The following is a 19,093-nucleotide window of genomic DNA, read 5'->3' on the forward strand; positions in this document are numbered from 1 at the left end:
GAATCGGCGTGAACCGAGAGTCGGGCAGACCGTTCGCTAGCGAGCAAAGTGGACTGCGAAGTCCATCCTACAAAGTGCTCGAGTTGACACCTCAATCGGTATGAAACGGACAAAAGGGCCGCTGCCGGCGGGTGGGTTGCGACGGGAGTACGTTGCGACGGGTGTCAGACCACAATCCCACCGTGATCCGGACCGCCGCCCTCGCCCACATCCGCGACCGTCGGATGCTGCAGGCGCGCTCGGCCGGCAAGACCGCCTTCTACATGGCCGGCGGCAAGATCGACCCAGGTGAGACGCCCGAACAGGCCCTGCATCGGGAAGTCCGCGAGGAACTCGACGCGGGGATCGTGGACGGGACCGTCGTCCGGTTGGGGGTGTTCGAGGCGCCCGCCTTCGGGCACCGGCCCGGGACCCTCCTGCACATGACCTGTTTCCTCGCCGACCTCACCGACGAGCCCCAGGCCACCAGCGAGGTCGCCGAGATCCGCTACTTCACCGAGGCCGAGTACGCCGCCATGCCCGAGACCGCGCCCGGGTCGCGGCTCGTCTTCGCACGGTTGCGAGAGTTGGACCTCGTGGACTGACTCTGTGCCCGACGCGCGCAGATTCGTCACCCGCGCGCTACATCGCGCGCGCGGGAGGTCATTCCGCGCGCGGGACGGACGGCTGGGCGCGCAGCCCCCCGATCGCGAGCGCACAGAAGATCACCACCAGGAGCAGTGCGACGCCCGCGCCGCGGTCGAAGGTGACGGCCGGTGTCGACAGGTCGGCCAGCATGATCTCGACCGTGTCGGTGTCGCCGCGCGCCGACGTCAGGGGTGTGTAAGCGGTGAACATCTCGACCGTCGTCGTGACACCGACCACCGTGACGAACACCAGCGACAGCAGCGGGACGACCAGTCCCAGCGCGGCGACCGCTCCGCTGTCGGGCAGCGTCGAGCCGAGCGCGAGTCCGATCCCGACACCGAGGATCGCGAGTTCGACGACGAACCATGCCCGGCTGTCCGTCGGCGTCGGGTCGACGGCGGTCCACAGCGGAATCACCGCGAGCAGGGAGAGGCCGATCAGCGGGGACGATCGGCGCAGCGCGATCGCGACGCCGGCGGTCACCGCCGTGACCCCGACGGCGACCGGCAGCCACGGTTGCAGCCGGAGGTTGTCGGCGAGGAGCGTCGTGACGATCGGTGAGGTCGCCGCGACGGCGGTGGCGGCGAGCAGGAACGGCGAGTCGAGGCGCCGCGCCCAGAACTCGGTGAGCACGACGACCAGCACGAGGCACAGCCCGACGACGATCCACAGCCGGAACCGTGACCCGGTCTGGCCGTCGATCCAGGCGCCGAGCAGTCGGTGCCCGACGGCGAGCGTCGCCACTGCCGCGATCGTCTCGCGCACCGTCCCGGCGTGGGCGCGTGCGGGCGTGTCGGTGTCGAGCACCGCGCACGCGGCCGCGAGGACGACCGTGGGAACCAGCACCCACCAGAACGGCTCGCCGAGCATCGACGTGCTCGGTGTCCAGTCGGAGTGCGCGGTGTGGGCGACGACGAACGTCGCGGCGACCGCGATCGTGAGGGCGAGCCGGGGGACGGCCCGCGACCACGCCGCCGCCACGACGGCACCCAGCAGCACACCGCCGGCCACACACTTGGAGTAGTACAGCACCGTCAGCTGATCGAGGTCGCTCACGCCCGACACCGTCAGGCGCGCCGCGATCAGGACGGTCGTCGCCGCGACCACCGCGATCCACGCGGGCCGAGCCGAACCGGCACGCTGGAGCGCCCCGTACGCGAGTACCGCGACGACGCAGCCGACGGCGACCCCGGTCGGCAGGGCGGCGTTCCAGTCGTCCAACTGGCGCTCGGACGCACTGAACAGCGGTCCCCACTGGGGGCGACTGATGAGCACGAACGTCCCCAGCACTCCCGCGAACGCGGTGGCGACGGCCGACAGGGGCAGGCGGGCGTTCGGGATCATCGGCCCGACGTTACCTGCAGCTCAGCGACTTTCGGCGCACGCCTTCGGGTGTGGCACCGGGTCCGGGGGGCGGAGCGTCAGTCCGCTCGGGAGACGGGGTGGTCGCGCAGCCTGCGGATCGCGACGGCGCAGTAGAGCACGACGATCAGGAGCGCGACCCCGGCGAGGTGGCTGACGGGCGCGTAGGGCTCGACGGCTCCGAACAGACCGCCCTCGGTGTGCGGGGGCCGTTCGTGCGTGCCGCTGTAGATCGCGATCGCGCCGTCGGACTGTGCGACGTACGTGAACACCAGCGACAGCAGGGGCACGGCGAGGCCGAGCGATGCGAGGGCGCCGTCGTCGGGCAGGGTCGAGCCGAGGGCGAGGCCGATGCCGAGTCCGAGAACCGCAAGTCGTGCCAGGAGCCAGACGCGGCCGTCGCCGAGGTTCGGGTCGATCGCGGTGGAGAGCGGGATCAGCGCGAGGACCGCGAAGCCGAGCGGGGGCGACGGGCGTCGCACCGCGACCGCCAACCCGACGGCCACCGCCGCGACGCCGACCGCGACCATCAGCCACGGCGCGAGCGTGAACTGTCGAGCTATCTGCGGTGTGACGAGTGCCGCGGCCGCCGCCACCGCGGTCGCCGCGAGCGGGAACGGGCTGTCGATGCGTCGGGCCCAGAATTCGGTGAGGGCCGTCACCAGCGCGAGGCAGACACCGATGAAGATCCACACCAGCAGCTCGGAGTCGGCGGTCTGTCCGTCGATCCACGCGCCGAGCGTTCGGTGGGCGATGGCGAGGGTGACGGCGGCCGCGATCGTCTGGACCATGATCCGGTCGGGCGTGGCGGTCGTGACGTGCGCAGTGTCGATCACCGCGCATACCGCGGCGAGGACCAGCGCCGGGATCAGTAACCACCAGAACGGCGGACCCAGCGTCGACACGCTGGGTGTCTCAGTGGCGTGCGCGGTGTGCGCGACGACGAAGGTCGAGCCGACCGCGGTGACGAGGACGAATCGCGCGAAGGGGCGGAACCACACTGCGGCGACGGCCGCGCCGAGCAGTAATCCGGCGGACAGGCACTTGGCGTAGTGCAGGGTGGTCACCTCGGCCAGTCCGCTCACCCCCGGGAGCGCGATCCGGGCCGCGATCAGCATGCTCGCCGCGACGACGGCCGCGGCCCATGCCGGCCGCAGCGAATGTGCGCGTCGCAGCGCCACGCACACCGGTACCGCGAGGGCCGCGCCGATCACCGATCCGGTGGGCAGGGCGTCCAACCACCACTCCAGTTGGCGGCCGGTCACGTTGATCGTCCCGCGCCACTCGGGCGGGTTGGCGAGCACGAACGTGGCCAGCGTGGCCGCGAACCAGGCGGCCGCGGCGTACACCGAACCACGGACGGTCGGGGTCACCGCCCCGACGCTACCCGCCGATCACCTGTTCTCGGCGTACTCCTTCAGATGAGCCACCTGGTCGGGGTCCAGTGACGGACGCACCTTCTCCCGCGCCGCGGCGACGTCCTCCGCCGTCACGTCGGCGGCGTCGACGCTGCGGCGCATCGCCGCGAGCGCGGCCTCCCGCAGCAGGGCCGAGCAGTCGGCCGCCGAGTAGCCCTCGAGATCCTGCGCCAGGGCATCGAGGTCGACGTCGTCGGCGAGCGGCACCGACCTGCCCGACGTGCGCAGGATCTCCTTGCGGGCGTCCGCGTCCGGTGGGGGCACGAACACCAGGCGCTCGAGTCGTCCGGGCCGAAGCAGTGCGGGATCGATCAGGTCGGGGCGGTTGGTGGCCCCGAGCACGACGACGTCGCGCAGGGGTTCGACACCGTCGAGTTCGGTGAGCAGTGCGGCCACGACCCGATCGGAGACGCCGGAGTCGGAACTCTGCCCGCGGCGCGGAGCGAGCGCGTCGACCTCGTCGAGGAAGATCAGCGACGGCGCCGAGTCGCGTGCCCGCTGGAACAGTTCGCGCACCGCCTTCTCGGACGCGCCCACCCACTTGTCCATCAGCTCGGCACCCTTGACGGCGTGCACACTGAGCTGCCCCGTACTGGCCAGGGCGCGGACGAGGTACGTCTTGCCGCAGCCGGGCGGCCCGTACAGCAGGACGCCGCGCGGCGGGTCGACACCCAGACGGGCGAACGAATCCGGGTGCTGCAGCGGCCACAGCACCGCCTCGGTGAGGGCCTGCTTGGTCTCGACCATGTCGCCGACGTCGTCGAGGGTGACGCTGCCGATCGCGAGTTCCTCGGTGCCCGAACGTGACAGCGGTCGGATCACGTCGAGGGCACCGAGCAGGTCCTCCTGGGTGAGCTGTGGATCCGACTTGGCGCTGCTCGCCCGCGATGCGGCGCGCAAGGCGGCCTCGCGGCACAGCGCCGCCAGGTCGGCGACGACGAATCCGGGCGTCCGCGAGGCGATCTCGGTGACGTCGAGGTCCCCGGTGGGGACCTTGCGGAGCAGCAGTTCGAGCAGCTGACGGCGTCCCGCGCCGTCGGGCAGCGACAGCGACAGTTCCCGGTCGCACAGGTCCTGGCCGCGCAGGCGGTCGTCGAGGCCCTCGGGGTGAGCGGTGGTGGCGACGAACGCCACCGCCGGGGTGTCGACCGCGCGGCGCAACTGGTCGAGGATGAGCGTCGCGACGGGTTCGCGGACGGCGGGCAGCAGCGCATCGATGTCGGTGACGAGCAGGACCCCGCCGGAGCGGACGGCGTCCACCGCGGCGGTGACCCGTTCGAGCCGCGACTGCGCCTCGGAGGCGCCGACACTCGGGCCGTCCAGCTCGACGACCCGACGTCGCGCGAGAACCGATCGGGCCAGCATCGACTTGCCGACGCCGGCGGGCCCGGTGATCAGCACGCCGAGATGCGGTGAGGCGCCGAGTTTCTCCAGCAGCTCCGGTTCGTCGAGGGCGAGGGTGAGCCATTCCGAGAGCTTCCCGGCCTGCGCCTGCGCGCCGACGAGATCCTCCACCGGGACCACGTCGGACGTGCGGGGCTCGGTGATCGTCGGCGTCGCCGCGGTCGGGGCGGGGCCGGCTTGCGCCACACCGGATCCCCAGCTCACCGCGGAGTTCGGCTGCACGCTCACCGGACCGCCCGGGTCGACGCCGGTCACCGTCAGCAGTTCGGACGTCCACGTGACCCCGAAGGTCCGCGACAGCGCCTGCGTCGCCGACGCCGTGCTGGTGCCGGGGCCCAGGTCCCGGGGCAGGAGGGACACCGCGTCGCCCACGGTGAGCACCTTGCCGAGCAGTGCCTGTCGCAGCGTCGTGTCCGAGATCGACTGCTGCGCCATCGCCGAACCGCTCACCGTGACCGCGCGGGCGCCGTACACGGTGACGGGCGTGACCACCACGGTCGCGTTCTCGCGCAGACCGGCGTTCGAGAGGGTGACGTCGTCGAGCAGTGCGGTCCCGGTGGGCGTGCCGACCGGTGCGATACCCGCGACCGCGGCGGTGCGGCGCGCACCGATCAACGCGATCGCATCCCACTCCCGGAGTCCGAGTGCCGCGAGCGCCTCGGGGTGCAGGCGCACCACCCCGCGGCGGGCGTCCGCGGCGGACGTGTTGAGTCGGACCGTGAGCGTCAGTTCCGGAGAGGTCACGCCCGCCAGCCTAGTGATCGGCGTCCCCACCCGCGTTTTGCGCACTTCTTGCGCACACACCTCCCGCCACCCCGCGTTTTGCGCACTTGCCGTGGAGATTCGGGCGGCCCCGGCGCGACAAGTGCGCAAAACGCGACGGTCGGGGGCTGTGGAGAACCTCTGCGGCTGTGGATAACTCGGTGGCCGGACGGCCGATCGATCGCCACGGTCGGGCACCGTGACCGGTCATGAGAAGGAAGAGACCGGAGTTACCCGACGTGTTCGTCGGGCGCGACGCGGTGCGCGACGGCGCTCTCACCGCGGCGGACCTGCGGGGGCCGCGGGTGCGCCGCTTGTTCCGCGGCGTCTACTGCCCGACCGGTGTGCGCGTCAGCCACGAACTGCGTTGTCGAGCCGCCGCCCTCACCGGGGAGGGCGCGCTGGTGCTCACCGGCCGGTCGGCGGCGGCGGTGCGCGGTGTCGACCTGGCATCGGCGTCGGACCCGGTGGACGTGATCGCGCTACCGAACTGCCGGGTAAACCGGCGGCCCGGGTTGAACGTTCGGCGTGTGGCGATCGACGCCGGCGACTATCAGCCGTGGGAGCAGATCGCGATCGCTCGCCCCGAGCGAATGACGTTCGACGTGCTCTCGACGCGTCCGCTCATCCGCGCCGTCGCCGATGCCGACCGAATCCTCCGCGCCGATCTGACGACCCCAGCCCGCATGGCCGCGTACCTCGAGGGGCGGCACGACCACGGGATCGTGCGGGCACGGGAGGCGCTCGCGCTCGTCGATCCGCGCGCCGAGTCGCCGCCGGAATCCGAACTCCGGGTGCGACTGCATCTCGCGGGCCTGTATCCGGAGCCGCAACTGTGCATCTACGCGGACGGCCAGTTCGTTGCCCGGGTCGATTTCGGGTTCGAGGTGGAGCGGCTGGCCGTCGAGTACGACGGTCAGTGGCACGGGGAGCGGTCGGCGCTGGCGCGGGACCGGGTTCGTCAGAACGCGCTCCGGAAGGCCGGTTGGCAGATCCATTTCGTCACCAAGGACATGATGGCGAACCCGGACGCGGTGATCGACGAGATCCACGGCGCCGTGCTGCGCGCACGGAGCGCACCCCGCCACCGCTGATCCGTCGCGATAAGTGCGCAAAACGCGGGAACCCGGACCCCGTCCCCGCGGTAAGTGCGCAAAACGCGGGGATGGGCCCGGGAAACCGCGACAAGTGCGCGAAACGCGGGAGCGGGGTCAGCGCGGGCGGCGCAGGCCCAGCCGTGCCGCGGAGGAGCGGCGGTGGCCGTTGGGGGAGCGGCGGATGGCGCGGCGCTCGGCGGGCTTGATGTCCCAGGTCTCGGGGCGGGCCGCGACCCACCGCTTCGACCGGATGGCGAAGGGGATGTGTGCGAGGTACGCGAACACCAGGACGATCAGCAGCACGTACGGGTAGGTGACGAGCGCGGCGGCGGCCAGGGCCACGAGCGCGAGCAGCCCCGCGGCCATCCGCGGCGGCACCGACACGGTCTTCATCGCGAGGGTGGGGACGCGGCTGACGATGAGTGTCGCCGACAGCAGGGTCCACGCGGTGACCACGGCCAGCGACGACCACCAGCCGTCGCCCCACTGGACGTAGGCGGCGATCGGGGTGAGCGCGATCAGTGCCCCGGCCGGTGCGGGCACGCCGACGAAGAAGTCCTTCGCGTACGCGGGGACGGTGTCGTCCTCGAGCAGCGTGTTGAACCGTGCGAGCCGCAGCACGATGCTCACCGCGTACAGCAGCGCGATGATCCAGCCGAAGCTGTTGCCGTCGAGCAGCGTCACGTACAGCACGAGGGCGGGCGCGACGCCGAACGAGATGGCGTCGGCGAGCGAGTCGAGTTCGGCGCCCATCTTGCTGGTGGCGTCGAGCATGCGGGCGAGGCGGCCGTCGAGCGCGTCGAGGACGGCGGCCGCGCCGATCATCGCGAGTGCGGTGCCGAGTTCGCCGTCGAGTGCGAACTTGACGGCGGACAGGCCGCCGCACAGCGCGAGGATCGTGATCATGCTCGGCAGTAATCGGACCGCGTGCTGCCGGCTGGGGCGGGGCGGCCTCACGACAGCTGCGCGAGGACGGTCTCGGCACCGATGGTGCGCTGGCCGCGCTCGACGAGCAGCGTGGTGCCGGCCGGGAAGTACGTGTCGACCCGGGAACCGAAGCGGATGAGTCCGTAGGTGTCGCCGATGGTGAGCTTGTCGCCCTGCTCGGCCTCGCACACGATGCGGCGCGCGAGCAGGCCGGCGATCTGCACGACGGCCACCTCGCGGCCGTCGGCGGTCTCGATCAGCATGCTGTTGCGCTCGTTGACCTCGCTGGCGTCGGCGAGGTCGGCGGACAGGAACTGTCCGGGCTGGTGGACGACCTTCCTGACCAAACCGCCGACCGGGACGCGCTGGACGTGGACGTCGAGCACGGACAGGAAGATGCTCACGCGGGGCAGCGGCTGGTCGCCCATGCCGAGTTCGGCGGGCGGGACGGCGGTGTCGACGAGCGCGACCTCACCGTCGGCGGGCGCCACCACGACGCCGGCGCGGTTCGGCGGCACCCGGTGCGGGTGCCGGAAGAACGTCGCGCAGGCGGCTGCGGACGCGAGCCCGGCCCGGCGCACCCACTTGCGGTTGCGTCCCACTGCCGCGACCGCCAACGGGGCCAGCACGAACGGCAGGCCTGCGGGGTGCAGCGGCGGGACGGCAGCCTTGACGAGGCCGATGACGTGGCCGACGCCGGTGGGCTGGGGGGTACCAGGGGGGGTCGGTCGACGTGCCACGAGCTCCTCTTACCGGTCGAATGGGGCGGCGGTGTTCGCCGCTCGAGCTATCACAGGTTACGTGACTGCCGAGAACCGTCGGGTCCGCGATGTGCTAGCGGGGGTCGACGGCGAGCGCCTCGGCCTCCTGCTTGATGCGCGCGAGGGTGGCGTTCATGCCGGCGACCATCTCGGTCTCGAATGCGTCGGCGCCGCCGAGGACGGTCTTGATCAGGAACTGCGACAGCTGGCTGGTTCCGGTGGGGGCTTCGCGGCGTTCGACGACGCGGGTGCCCGTCTCGGTGGGCTCGAGCGTGTACGACCAGATGGAGCGGTTCTCGTTGATGCGGAACGCGATCGCCTTGTTCGGTTCGAATCGGATGACCTTCGACGTGGTGGGCCACACGAGCAGGCCCTTGCGGTTGATGTTGAAGGTCTTGGTGCCTTCGCGGACCTCACCGGAGACACGCATCTTGCGGCACTGCGGGCTCCACTCGCCCATCCGCTTCAGATCGGACACGATCGTCCAGACGTCCTGCGGGGTGGCGGCGATCTCGATGCTGGCTTCGAGGGTGTTGGTCACGGTCGGCTCTCCGGTTCGAATTAGGTGGTACAGGAGGTCACGCGTACCGGGTCATCGTAGGCCCGCGCTCCCGGTCCGTGTGCGGCAGGTCACGATTCGGTGCGCGGGCGGCGCACGCCCCGGGGATCGACGACTCCGCCGCGGGCGCCGGCGCTTTCGGTCGGATAGCCCGGCAGCGGTGCGTGACGGCGGATACCCTCGAATCCATGACCCGGGTCGAGGGTGTGTTGTTCGACATCGACGGGGTGCTGGTCACGTCGTGGCGGCCGGTCCCCGGGGCCGTGGAGGCGCTCGACGAGATGCGCCGGCGCGGGGGTGTGCGGGCGTTCCTGACCAACACGACATCCCGGACGTGCGGGGCGATCGCGTCGGCACTGGAGGCCGCGGGGTTCGACATCGGTCCGGAGGAGATCGTCACCGCGGTGCGACTCACCACCGAGTACCTGCGTTCGACGTATCCGGGCGCCCGGGTGATGCTGCTCAATCACGGCGACGTCCGCGCCGACATGGAGGGCATCGAGTTCGACGACGTCGACCCCGAGGTGATCGTCATCGGGGGTGCGGGTCCGGAGTTCACGCACGACGCGCTCAGTCGGGTGCTGGACCTGATGGTCGCGGGGGTGCCGGCGGTCGCGATGCACCGGGCGCTGATGTGGTCGGAGTCCGACGGCCTGCGACTGGACACGGGCGCGTATCTGCCGGGTCTCGAGGACGCGTCCGGTTCGCGGATCGTGTCGGTGGGCAAACCGTCGCTCGCCGGATTCCTCACGGCGGCCGAGCTGATGGGTGTCGATCCGGCGGCGACCGTGATGGTCGGCGACGACTTCCGCGGCGATGTCCTGCCGGCGCAGCGGGTGGGCATGACGGGGGTGCTGGTGCGGACCGGGAAGTTCCGCCAGCCGATCCTCGATCTCGCGGTGGATCGGCCCGATCACGTGGTCGATTCGGTGGCCGATCTGCCCGCTTTGTTGGCCGATCGAGGGTGACGCGCCGAGCTACTTCGGATCCCTATCGAAATGCCTCTTTCGGGCGCCTCGAACGGGTAGTCTCGCGGGCGCTTCTCCCTACTTCTCCCCTTTGTCTCGAAGGAGTCTGAATGTCGACCTTTTCCCGCCTGCGTGCCGCCTCGAGCCTCGGCCGGAGGATGACACGAACTGCGATCGTCGCGGCAGCGGGAATCGGTGTGGCAGCAGGTGTTTCGTTGTTCGGTGCGGGCGCGGCGTCGGCCGCGCCGGTGGTGTGCGTGTCGCCGACCGCGCCCAACGACATCCAGATCTCGGGGTACGCGAGCTGTGGTGCGCAGGCCTTCGAGCAGGGTGTGTCGCGTTCGGCCGCGACGGACAGCGGCACGGCCGTTTCGGTCGCGCAGGGCTCCGGGTCGTCGAACAGCCTCGCGACGGGCTTCGGCACGGCGCTGAGCGCGGCGCGCGGTAACGGTCAGTCGCTCGCGCTGGCGATCGGTGGCGGCATCGCGCACTCGTGGGCGGACGACGGTTCCGCGACGTTCGCGATCGCCGGCTGGGGCTCGGGCGCGACGGCCGAGCAGGGCGGCGTCCACTGCATGGGTCCGCTGTCTTTCGCGTGGAATCTGAAGACCGGTCAGACCTGCCTCGGCTAGGAACCGAGCGAGGACGCGTGCCGGGGGTGTTCGCCGTGGGCGGAGACCCCCGGCACGGCGTTGCACTCACCCCCCTCGAGTGCTAAAAATGCACTTGGCACTCGCGACACGTGAGTGCCAGGTCGGGACGGTGAGACCGGGTACCTAGACACCCCTGGTCGTCCGTCGCGGGCACCGAGCCTGGCCGGAAGCGTAAATGGGGCGGTCCGACGAGCGATCGCCTCCGTGTGTCACCCCCAATCCGGAGGATCACTTCGCAATGGCCAAGATCATCGCGTTCGACGAAGAGGCACGTCGCGGCCTCGAGCGTGGCCTGAACAGCCTCGCTGACGCCGTCAAGGTGACGCTGGGACCCAAGGGTCGCAACGTCGTGCTGGAGAAGAAGTGGGGCGCCCCCACGATCACCAACGACGGTGTTTCCATCGCCAAGGAGATCGAGCTCGAGGACCCCTACGAGAAGATCGGCGCCGAGCTGGTCAAGGAGGTCGCCAAGAAGACCGACGACGTCGCTGGTGACGGCACCACGACGGCTACGGTCCTGGCTCAGGCGCTCGTCCGTGAGGGCCTGCGCAACGTCGCTGCCGGCGCCAACCCGCTGGGTCTGAAGCGCGGCATCGAGAAGGCCGTCGAGGCCGTGACCGCCAAGCTGCTCGACACCGCCAAGGAGGTCGAGACCAAGGAGCAGATCGCTGCCACCGCCGGTATCTCGGCGGGCGACTCCACCATCGGTGAGCTGATCGCCGAGGCCATGGACAAGGTCGGCAAGGAAGGCGTCATCACCGTCGAGGAGTCCAACTCCTTCGGCCTGCAGCTCGAGCTCACCGAGGGTATGCGCTTCGACAAGGGCTACATCTCGCTGTACTTCGCGACCGACGCCGAGCGTCAGGAAGCGGTCCTCGAGGATCCGTACATCCTGCTGGTCAGCTCCAAGATCTCGACGGTCAAGGACCTGCTGCCGCTGCTGGAGAAGGTCATCCAGGCCGGCAAGCCGCTGCTGATCATCGCCGAGGACGTCGAGGGCGAGGCCCTGTCGACCCTGGTCGTCAACAAGATCCGTGGCACCTTCAAGTCCGTCGCCGTCAAGGCTCCGGGCTTCGGTGACCGCCGCAAGGCGCAGCTCGCCGACATCGCCATTCTCACCGGCGGCGAGGTCGTCAGCGAAGAGGTCGGCCTGTCCCTGGAGACCGCCGGCATCGAGCTGCTGGGCCGCGCCCGCAAGGTCGTCGTCACCAAGGACGAGACCACCATCGTCGAGGGTGCCGGCGACGCCGACGCCATCGCCGGTCGCGTCAACCAGATCCGCGCCGAGATCGAGGCGTCGGATTCGGACTACGACCGCGAGAAGCTGCAGGAGCGCCTGGCCAAGCTGGCCGGTGGCGTCGCCGTCATCAAGGCCGGCGCTGCGACCGAGGTCGAGCTCAAGGAGCGCAAGCACCGCATCGAGGACGCCGTCCGCAACGCCAAGGCTGCGGTCGAGGAGGGCATCGTCGCCGGTGGTGGCGTGGCTCTGCTGCAGTCGGCTCCGGTCCTGGACGACCTGAAGCTGGAGGGCGACGAGGCCACCGGTGCCAACATCGTCAAGGTTGCCCTCGAGGCTCCGCTCAAGCAGATCGCGTTCAACGCCGGCCTCGAGCCCGGCGTCGTCGCGGAGAAGGTTCGCAACCTGCCCGCCGGCAGCGGCCTGAACGCCGCCACCGGTGAGTACGAGGACCTGCTCGCTGCGGGCATCAACGACCCGGTCAAGGTCACCCGCTCGGCGCTGCAGAACGCTGCGTCCATCGCGGCCCTGTTCCTGACCACCGAGGCTGTCGTCGCCGACAAGCCGGAGAAGGCCGCTGCTCCGATGGGCGACCCGACCGGTGGCATGGGCGGCATGGACTTCTGATCTGACGATCGGAAAGCCTGAGCTCAGGTAAGACGAAGAAGCCCGGGACACCTTGGAGGTGTCCCGGGCTTCTCGCGTTTGCGGATCACTCGCTCGGCATGAGCATCCACGCCGCGAGGTAGATCAGCGCGACGGTGCCGAACGAGACGAACGCGCCGATCACGGCGGCCACCCGGACGAGGTTGACGTCGATGCCGAAGTACTCGGCGACGCCGCCGCACACCCCGGAGAGCATGCGCTGGTTGCGGGAACGGACGAAGGGTCGGGGCGAGTCGCTGTAGGTCATGACTTCGATTCTGGTTCCCGGCGGCGCGGGAAACCATCGGGATTCCCCCGGATCTGCACCCTGATCTTCGGCCTCGGGGTCACCCCTCGAGCGCCCGGACCCGGGCGATGACCGGCGCGAATGCCTCGGCGTGCGGTTGGTGCACGGTGTAGTGCGTGAAGCCGTAGCGCTCGCGGTTCGTGAGGATCTGCCGGGCCATCTCGTCGACCGTGCCGACGAGGACGAAGGGGGTGTCGAGGAGGTCGCGCTCGGTCATGACCCCGCCGAGACTCGCGGCGAGTTCGCCGGCGGCCGACCGGCGGTCGTCGGTCTCGATGACGGCCTGGACGAGGGCCTGCCATTCCGCATCCGCGGCACGGGCTCCGGCCTGGGCGCGGGTGAATCGGACGCGTTCGTCGGTTTCGGCGGCGGTCGCGAGTCGCATGGTGCCGGGCGGTCGGCCGGGAATCTGGACGGCCCCGGCGACCCCGACGATGTCGGCGACCCGGGCGGCGAGTCGCAGGACGCGTTCGCCGGTGCCGCCGATCAGGAGCGGGGGACCGGAGCCGTCGAATCCGGCGCGCTGCACCGGCCGCAGCACCGGCACGCCGAAGTTCTCCCGCAGCGCGGCCTGCTGTTCGTAGCCGTCGGCGCGGAACTGTCTCCGGAGTTCGTCGACCGTGGCGGCAAGTCGGTCCACCCGGGCCCCGAACGGTTCCCAGTCGATACCGGCTGCATCGAACTCCCACTTCATGTGACCGGCACCGAGGCCGATCTCGAGCCGGCCTTCGGTGAGGACGTCGGTGGTGGCGATCTCCCGCGCGAGCAGGGCCGGATTCCAGAACCCGACGTTGAGCACCAGCGTCCCCACCCGCAACCGCTCGGTGGCGGCGGCCGCCGCGACGAGCAGCGGGAACGGGGAGGCGGTGCCGAGATGATCGGCGGCGTACACCGCATCGTAGCCGCCCTGTTCGGCGCGGCGGCAGGTCTCCGCGAAGACGCCCGACCCGGTGATGCCGAAGATGTTGTGCGAAAACCGAAACCCGGTCATGACGTCAGGATGCCTCGTTCCAGGGCAGTCCGGGTGCCGAATGCCGAGCCGTGCGGACCGCGTGGGCATAGGCTCGAAGTCGTGGTGGAGACCGTGCCGATCCAGATGCCCGACGGGACGACGACGCCGGTGCGGCTGTTCCCCGGACCGGAGGGCGCGCCGGTGGTGGTCATCGTCCCGGGGCTCGGGATTCCCGCCGCGTTCTACGACAGGTTCGCCAATTCGATTGTGGAGCAGGGCTTCTGTGCGGCCACCTGCGAGTTGCGGGGGCAGGGGGACAGTCGTCCCCGGCCGAGTGCGTCGAGCACGTTCGGTTACCAGGAGTTGGTGTCGGTCGACCTGCCGGCGATGTTCGAGGTGGTGCGCGAGCGGTTCGACGCGAGCACCCCGTTCCTGTTGGGGCACAGCATGGGCGGTCAGCTGGGGGTGATGTACGCGGCGCGGATCCGGGGTCGGCTCGGTGGGCTCGTCCTGGTGGCGTCCGGTTCGCCCTACTACCGGGGGTTTCCCGGACCGCGGTCACCGGGCGTGCTGCTGGGTTCGACGGCGATGTCGATCACGGCGAGCGTGGCCGGGTTCTGGCCCGGGGATCGTCTGGACGTGGGCGGTTTCGGCCGCCAGTCGAGGGTGCTGATCTCGGACTGGTCACGTTTCGCCCGAAGCGGGCGTATCGAGCCGACGGGGGCCGACATCGATTACGAGGAGCGCATCGGGCGGTTGAAGCTTCCGGTCCTGTCGATCTCGATCGAGGGCGACGACCTCGCGCCCCGCAGCGCCGCGAGCAACCTTTTAGGCAAGTTGTCCGGTTCCGACGTGACGATGTGGCACCAACCGGAGGTTTTGGGGCACAACGGCTGGATTCGGACACCCGACAGCACGGTCGAGCGGATCGCCGACTGGATCCGCGACCACTCCTGACATTCACCCTGGCTTTCATCCCGCTATCGATCACGAATCCGGTGCAAGGTTGTGTCCGCACCGTTATATTGGCCGCAGGCGCTTTCGCTTCGGGGCGCTCCACCACACCGAATACAGGGAGTATTCCATGGGTTCCTCCGAGATCCTCACCGTCCTCAGCGCTCTTTCGTCCCTCGTCAACGCGCTCAACACGCTGGGCACCGCCAGCTCCGGCGCCTCCGACTCCGGCTCGCTCAGCTCGCTCAGCTGAGGCGTCGCCTCGTAGCATTCGAAGGGGCGGCGACGGTGCATCTGCACTGTCGCCGCCCCTTTTTCGATGTCCGGCTCTGGTCTGGGCTCCCGTCAGATGCCGAGGGACGCGGCGAGCGTCGGCCACGACTTGGGCAGTTCCTCGCGCCAGTACGTCCACGTGTGGACGCCCACCGGGTTGTAGACGAAGGTCGCCGGAATCCCGAGTGACCGCAGCCGGTCGTCGAGCTGGTGGGTGCAGTAGTTGGTGACGGCCTCGATCGGACCGCCCTGTGTCACGAGCGGAATCAGGTCGGGGTTGCCCATGTTCTCGTTGGGTCCCGGCAGCCCGGTGGCCGTCGAGATGTACATCGTGGTGCCACGCAAACGCTCGGCGCCCAGGAGGACGTCGTGCTCGGCCCACTGGGGATCGGTGAACGGTCCCCACATGTTCTCGATGTCGCCGCCGTAGCTCGACACCACCACGTTCATCTGCGCCTGGCCCAGCTCGCCGGTGGTCTGGTAGCACCCGCTGTACGCTGCCACGCCGCGATACAGCCCGGGTGAGCGCATCGCGAGCATCATCGCCGACTGGGCGCCCATCGACAGCCCGGCGATGGACTGGATTCCGTTGCCGTCGAACCGATCGTCGATCAACGGGGGTAGTTCCTCGGTCAGGAACGTCTCCCACTTGTAGTTGCCGAGCGTCGGGTCGGGCCGGTTCCAGTCGGTGAAGTAACTCGCGCGGCCGCCGGTGGTCATGACGACGTTGACCGGCTTGTCCTCGAAGAACTCGACGGCGCCGCCCTGGGTGGTCCAGTTGCTCATGCCCGGCGATGCGGAGCGGCCGTCGAGCATGTAGAGCGTGGGACGGGGCGCCGAGGTGTCGCGGGGGAGCAGTACCTGCACCTCCTGCACCGATCCCATCGCGGGGGAGTAGACGAACACCCGCAGCCACCGGTCGGTGATGTTCTCGACGCGGGTGATGTAGGCGCCGTCGGACCGGTCGGCGGCGACTGCTGCGGCACCCTGCGCCGAATTCGGGATGCCCCCGGCCGCCGCGGTCGGCGCGACGCTCAGTAGCGCGCCGACCGCGGTGACGGTGGCGAGGGCACCGATTCCCAGGCTGCGCAGTGAACGGCGTGCGGTCGCATCGGATCTCATCTGACAGCTCACTTCCGGTCGTTCGATTCCGGCGCATGGTAGCCCAGGAAGGTGGCCGCCGGACGTCACCTGGCCAGCTGGTCCCACAGGAACGTGTAGGTGAGCGCCGACTTGAACGCGGCCTGCGCGTTGTCCGCCGCACCGCCGTGGCCGCCCTCGATGTTCTCGTAATAGTGGACGGCGTGGCCCTCGTGTTCGAGGCGAGCCGTCATCTTGCGGGCGTGCCCGGGATGGACCCGGTCGTCGCGGGTGGAGGTGGCGATGAGGATCGGCGGGTACTGCACATCCAGATCAGCTGTGGCGCGAACATTCTGGTACGGCGAGTACTCCGAGATGAACGCCCAGTCGTCGGGGTTGTCCGGGTCGCCGTACTCGGCCATCCACGACGCCCCCGCGAGCAGCAGGTGGTAGCGCTTCATGTCGAGCAGCGGTACCTGGCACACGATGGCGCCGAACAGGTCCGGGTACTTGGTGAGCATGATGCCCATCAGCAGGCCGCCGTTGCTGCCGCCCTGCGCGCCCAACTGCTGTCGCGTGGTGATGCCGCGCTCGACGAGGTCGCGGGCCACGGCGGCGAAGTCCTCGTGCACCTTGTGCCGGCCGTCGCGCACGGCCTGGGTGTGCCACTGCGGCCCGTACTCGCCGCCGCCGCGGATGTTCGCCACCACGTAGGTGCCGCCGCGCTGCAGCCATGCGGTGCCGTTGATGCCGCTGTAGCCGGGGGTGAGGGAGTTCTCGAACCCGCCGTAGCCGTACAGCAGCGTCGGGCCGGCCGGCGCGCCCTTGCGGCGCACCACGAAGTACGGGACGCGGGTGCCGTCGGCGGACTCGGCGAAGTGCTGCGCGACCGCAAGGCCGGTCGTGTCGAAGAACGCCGGCGCGGACTTGAGCGCCTCGAGCGGGCCCCCGACCGTGCCGGAGAACAGCGTGGCGGGGGTGAGGTAGCCGCTGGAGTTGAGGAAGAAGTCGTCGCTCTCGCGCGGATCGGTGTCGATGATCTCGGTGGACGTCAGCTCGGGAAGCCCCTCGAGCGGGCGGGTCTCCCAGCCGTTCTCGCCGGGGGTGACGACGTACACGTGGGACTGGACGTCGGAGAGCGTCACCATCAACAGGTGGTTCCGCGTCCACGAGTACTGCTCGAGCGACGTGTGCTCGTCGGGCTCGAACAGCGTGGTGAGCTCGCGCGAGCCCGCGAGGTAGTCGTCGTACCGGGCGGCCAGCAGCGCTCCGGCCGGGTAGGTGGTGTCGCCGACCGTCCACGGTGAGCGGGGGCGGACCAGCAGCCACTCCCGGTAGACGGAGATCCGCGCGTCCTCGGGGGTGTCGATGCGGACGAGGCTGTCGTCGCCGCGGAGTTCGAAGCGCTGCGAGGTGTAGAAGTCGACGGCGCGCTCGACGAAGCTGCGCTCGAAGCCCGGGGTGTTGTCGTGCCACGCGGAGATCGCGACGTCGGTCCGCTGTCCCTCGAACACGGTGACCGCCTCGGCCAGTCGGGTGCCGCGACGCCACCGCTTCGCCAGGCGCGGGTAGCCCGAGTCGGTGAGGGTATCGTCGCCGAAATCGGTTCCGATGTAGACGCTTTCGGAGTCGATCCACCCGATGTCGGTCTTGGCCTCCTCGACCCGGAAGCCGTCGCCGGAGTCCTTGAACGTGAGGGACTCGAGGTCGAACTCCCGGACCACGACGGCGTCCGCTCCGCCGCGGGAGAGGCTGATGAGTGCGAGGTCCTGCGCGGGACGCAGCACCTGCGCGCCGGACCACACCCAGTTCTCACCCTCCCGCTCGGCGAGCTCGTCGACGTCGACGAGGATCTCCCATTCCGTTGTGTCGCTTCGGTATTCGTCCATCGTGGTACGGCGCCACAGGCCGCGGACGTGCTGGGCGTCACGCCAGAAGTTGTAGAGGTACTTCCCGCGCCGCCGCGAGTAGGGGATGCGCGCGTCGGTGTCGAGGATCGAGCGGATGGTCGACTCGAGCTGTTCGAACTCGGTGGTTCCGGCGAACTCCGCGACCGTCTTGTCGTTGTGCTCGCGGACCCACGTGAGCGCGTCGTCGCCGGTGACGTCCTCGAGCCACAGGTTCGGGTCGTCGGCCGGCGTGGAGGAGGGAGAGGTGTGCGTCATGGCTTCATTGTGGTCGGTCGTGGTGGAGGTCGCCGGTGCCCGTACGGCGGTCGATCGCTGCGCTGGTTCCAGGGGGGCGCTCGAGGGTGAGGGTCGGGGTGAATTTCACGGCATCCTGGACAGCCGCCCAGATTTGGTAACGAAACCGCAGACAAGTCGATGTGATCTGGACTACCTTTCGATCACGGTCGAATAAACCCGACCGGCTTCCCGGCCAGGAGGCAGCGGGGTGGCACACCACGGTCACACCGCAACGAACGTCAAATGGCTGGGATGTACAGGGAGTAGACGAATCCGGGGTAGCGGGGTCCCCCGGTCGGCCACACTCCAGACCACGCTGCGCGAGAAATCACGCAGCAATCACAAGGCACCACTCAATCTCCCTCGAAAGGCAGAGAAAATGAACCTCGACGCCATCATCGCCGCCCTGGTTGGCTTCATCGGCAACGTCGTGAACCTCGGTTCGGTCACCGACATCAGCTAGTTCGTCGCACTAGCTTTCCCACAACCACCACGAAAGTAAGGAAACACAATGAACCTCGATGCCATCATCGCCGCCCTGGTTGGCTTCATCGGCAACGTCGTGAACCTCGGTTCGGTCACCGACATCAGCTAGTTCGTCACCCTAGCTGTCACACAACCACCACGAAAGTAGGGAAGCGCAGTGAACCTCGATCAGATCATCTCGCTCATCACCCTCTACATCGGCAACGTCGTGAACTTCGGTTCGGTCACCGACATCTCCTGACCCTGAAGTTCGGCGAGAGCTAAAGAAAGGCGATTGCTATGAATCTGGACGCCATCGACCTCGGTTCAATGGCCGGGGCCGCAACGGGTTCCATGTCGAGCCTGCTCGACATCGTCCTCAGCCTCAGCCGCGGCTCTGTCTTCGGCGGAAGCACCATCGGGGACCTCGGGAGCACCATCTCGTTCAGCTGAGCA

Annotated in this window: 19 protein-coding genes; 9 read left to right on the forward strand and 10 right to left on the reverse strand. The window is 69.5% G+C overall.

The window, feature by feature from the left end; genetic code table 11:
* Positions 1 to 161: 161 nt before the first annotated feature.
* Positions 162 to 584, forward strand: a complete 423-nt coding sequence (locus EGT67_RS07525; RefSeq protein ID WP_127915448.1) for an NUDIX hydrolase — start codon at positions 162 to 164, stop codon at positions 582 to 584.
* Between the two features lie 58 nt (positions 585 to 642).
* Here EGT67_RS07525 and EGT67_RS07530 read toward each other — a convergent pair whose 3' ends face one another.
* From EGT67_RS07530 to EGT67_RS07540, 3 genes are all read right to left on the reverse strand, one after another.
* Complete coding sequence (locus EGT67_RS07530; RefSeq protein ID WP_127915449.1) at positions 643 to 1,971, reverse strand: hypothetical protein; 1,329 nt, start codon at positions 1,969 to 1,971, stop codon at positions 643 to 645.
* A gap of 77 nt (positions 1,972 to 2,048) precedes the next feature.
* On the reverse strand, positions 2,049 to 3,362 hold the full coding sequence (locus EGT67_RS07535; RefSeq protein WP_127915450.1) for a hypothetical protein: 1,314 nt from the start codon (positions 3,360 to 3,362) through the stop codon (positions 2,049 to 2,051).
* Between the two features lie 21 nt (positions 3,363 to 3,383).
* Positions 3,384 to 5,555, reverse strand: coding sequence for an AAA family ATPase (locus EGT67_RS07540; RefSeq protein ID WP_127915451.1), 2,172 nt, complete (start codon positions 5,553 to 5,555; stop codon positions 3,384 to 3,386).
* 227 nt (positions 5,556 to 5,782) lie between these two features.
* Between EGT67_RS07540 and EGT67_RS07545 the strand changes: the two genes are divergently transcribed.
* Positions 5,783 to 6,667, forward strand: a complete 885-nt coding sequence (locus tag EGT67_RS07545) for an endonuclease domain-containing protein (protein WP_127915452.1) — start codon at positions 5,783 to 5,785, stop codon at positions 6,665 to 6,667.
* Positions 6,668 to 6,784: 117 nt separating this feature from the next.
* On the opposite strand, the gene EGT67_RS07550 is transcribed toward EGT67_RS07545, so the two are convergent.
* The 3 genes from EGT67_RS07550 to EGT67_RS07560 form a co-directional block, all read right to left on the reverse strand.
* Positions 6,785 to 7,576, reverse strand: coding sequence for a CDP-alcohol phosphatidyltransferase family protein (locus EGT67_RS07550; RefSeq protein WP_127915453.1), 792 nt, complete (start codon positions 7,574 to 7,576; stop codon positions 6,785 to 6,787).
* 47 nt (positions 7,577 to 7,623) lie between these two features.
* Positions 7,624 to 8,337 (reverse strand): phosphatidylserine decarboxylase, encoded by a 714-nt coding sequence (locus EGT67_RS07555; RefSeq protein WP_127915454.1) that lies wholly within the window; start codon positions 8,335 to 8,337, stop codon positions 7,624 to 7,626.
* A 94-nt stretch (positions 8,338 to 8,431) separates the two neighbouring features.
* The gene (locus EGT67_RS07560) at positions 8,432 to 8,899 is read right to left on the reverse strand and encodes an SRPBCC family protein (RefSeq protein WP_127915455.1); all 468 of its coding nucleotides are present in this window, start codon (positions 8,897 to 8,899) and stop codon (positions 8,432 to 8,434) included.
* Between the two features lie 206 nt (positions 8,900 to 9,105).
* Here EGT67_RS07560 and EGT67_RS07565 point away from each other — a divergent pair, with 206 nt between their 5' ends.
* The 3 genes from EGT67_RS07565 (at position 9,106) to groL (ending at position 12,402) form a co-directional block, all read left to right on the forward strand.
* Positions 9,106 to 9,885, forward strand: coding sequence for an HAD-IIA family hydrolase (locus EGT67_RS07565; RefSeq protein WP_127915456.1), 780 nt, complete (start codon positions 9,106 to 9,108; stop codon positions 9,883 to 9,885).
* 110 nt (positions 9,886 to 9,995) lie between these two features.
* Positions 9,996 to 10,517, forward strand: a complete 522-nt coding sequence (locus EGT67_RS07570; protein ID WP_127915457.1) for a DUF6764 family protein — start codon at positions 9,996 to 9,998, stop codon at positions 10,515 to 10,517.
* A gap of 259 nt (positions 10,518 to 10,776) precedes the next feature.
* The gene (gene groL / locus EGT67_RS07575) at positions 10,777 to 12,402 is read left to right on the forward strand and encodes a chaperonin GroEL (protein ID WP_114718616.1); all 1,626 of its coding nucleotides are present in this window, start codon (positions 10,777 to 10,779) and stop codon (positions 12,400 to 12,402) included.
* Positions 12,403 to 12,487: 85 nt separating this feature from the next.
* Here the strand turns inward: groL and EGT67_RS07580 are convergent, their stop codons facing one another.
* Both EGT67_RS07580 and EGT67_RS07585 read right to left on the reverse strand, forming a co-directional pair.
* A complete protein-coding gene (locus tag EGT67_RS07580) occupies positions 12,488 to 12,688 on the reverse strand; it encodes a PspC domain-containing protein (RefSeq protein ID WP_127915458.1) in 201 nt (66 codons plus the stop codon).
* A gap of 79 nt (positions 12,689 to 12,767) precedes the next feature.
* Positions 12,768 to 13,718 carry a TIGR03621 family F420-dependent LLM class oxidoreductase gene (locus EGT67_RS07585; RefSeq protein ID WP_127915459.1) on the reverse strand — a complete coding sequence of 317 codons (951 nt, stop codon included), beginning with the start codon at positions 13,716 to 13,718 and terminating at the stop codon, positions 12,768 to 12,770.
* 84 nt (positions 13,719 to 13,802) lie between these two features.
* On the opposite strand from EGT67_RS07585, the gene EGT67_RS07590 reads away from it, so the two are divergent.
* Positions 13,803 to 14,636 (forward strand): alpha/beta hydrolase family protein, encoded by an 834-nt coding sequence (locus EGT67_RS07590; protein ID WP_127915705.1) that lies wholly within the window; start codon positions 13,803 to 13,805, stop codon positions 14,634 to 14,636.
* 127 nt (positions 14,637 to 14,763) lie between these two features.
* Positions 14,764 to 14,886, forward strand: a complete 123-nt coding sequence (locus tag EGT67_RS25450) for a hypothetical protein (RefSeq protein WP_277750145.1) — start codon at positions 14,764 to 14,766, stop codon at positions 14,884 to 14,886.
* A gap of 92 nt (positions 14,887 to 14,978) precedes the next feature.
* On the opposite strand, the gene EGT67_RS07595 is transcribed toward EGT67_RS25450, so the two are convergent.
* Entirely contained in the window at positions 14,979 to 16,028 is a 1,050-nt protein-coding gene (locus EGT67_RS07595) for an alpha/beta hydrolase (RefSeq protein ID WP_127915460.1), read from the reverse strand.
* Positions 16,029 to 16,093: 65 nt separating this feature from the next.
* Positions 16,094 to 18,151 carry a prolyl oligopeptidase family serine peptidase gene (locus EGT67_RS07600; RefSeq protein ID WP_127915461.1) on the reverse strand — a complete coding sequence of 686 codons (2,058 nt, stop codon included), beginning with the start codon at positions 18,149 to 18,151 and terminating at the stop codon, positions 16,094 to 16,096.
* Between the two features lie 229 nt (positions 18,152 to 18,380).
* Here EGT67_RS07600 and EGT67_RS07605 point away from each other — a divergent pair, with 229 nt between their 5' ends.
* Entirely contained in the window at positions 18,381 to 18,635 is a 255-nt protein-coding gene (locus EGT67_RS07605; RefSeq protein WP_127915462.1) for a hypothetical protein, read from the forward strand.
* Between the two features lie 302 nt (positions 18,636 to 18,937).
* A complete protein-coding gene (locus tag EGT67_RS25025) occupies positions 18,938 to 19,090 on the forward strand; it encodes a hypothetical protein (protein ID WP_164877498.1) in 153 nt (50 codons plus the stop codon).
* The last annotated feature ends 3 nt before the right edge of the window (positions 19,091 to 19,093 follow it).

It is taken from the genome of Prescottella agglutinans (genome assembly GCF_004011865.1).
Lineage (GTDB): Bacteria > Actinomycetota > Actinomycetes > Mycobacteriales > Mycobacteriaceae > Prescottella > Prescottella agglutinans.

What these genes read in the sequence shown, in the direction of transcription:
- EGT67_RS07545 (WP_127915452.1), top strand. Translation starts at nt 5,783, where the DNA reads ATGAGAAGGAAGAGACCGGAGTTACCCGACGTGTTCGTCGGGCGCGAC.
- EGT67_RS07570 (WP_127915457.1), top strand. Translation starts at nt 9,996, where the DNA reads ATGTCGACCTTTTCCCGCCTGCGTGCCGCCTCGAGCCTCGGCCGGAGG.
- EGT67_RS07565 (WP_127915456.1), top strand. Translation starts at nt 9,106, where the DNA reads ATGACCCGGGTCGAGGGTGTGTTGTTCGACATCGACGGGGTGCTGGTC.
- EGT67_RS07600 (WP_127915461.1), bottom strand. Translation starts at nt 18,151, where the DNA reads ATGACGCACACCTCTCCCTCCTCCACGCCGGCCGACGACCCGAACCTG.
- groL (WP_114718616.1), top strand. Translation starts at nt 10,777, where the DNA reads ATGGCCAAGATCATCGCGTTCGACGAAGAGGCACGTCGCGGCCTCGAG.
- EGT67_RS25450 (WP_277750145.1), top strand. Translation starts at nt 14,764, where the DNA reads ATGGGTTCCTCCGAGATCCTCACCGTCCTCAGCGCTCTTTCGTCCCTC.
- EGT67_RS07585 (WP_127915459.1), bottom strand. Translation starts at nt 13,718, where the DNA reads ATGACCGGGTTTCGGTTTTCGCACAACATCTTCGGCATCACCGGGTCG.
- EGT67_RS07595 (WP_127915460.1), bottom strand. Translation starts at nt 16,028, where the DNA reads ATGAGATCCGATGCGACCGCACGCCGTTCACTGCGCAGCCTGGGAATC.
- EGT67_RS07530 (WP_127915449.1), bottom strand. Translation starts at nt 1,971, where the DNA reads ATGATCCCGAACGCCCGCCTGCCCCTGTCGGCCGTCGCCACCGCGTTC.
- EGT67_RS07550 (WP_127915453.1), bottom strand. Translation starts at nt 7,576, where the DNA reads ATGATCACGATCCTCGCGCTGTGCGGCGGCCTGTCCGCCGTCAAGTTC.
- EGT67_RS25025 (WP_164877498.1), top strand. Translation starts at nt 18,938, where the DNA reads ATGAATCTGGACGCCATCGACCTCGGTTCAATGGCCGGGGCCGCAACG.
- EGT67_RS07580 (WP_127915458.1), bottom strand. Translation starts at nt 12,688, where the DNA reads ATGACCTACAGCGACTCGCCCCGACCCTTCGTCCGTTCCCGCAACCAG.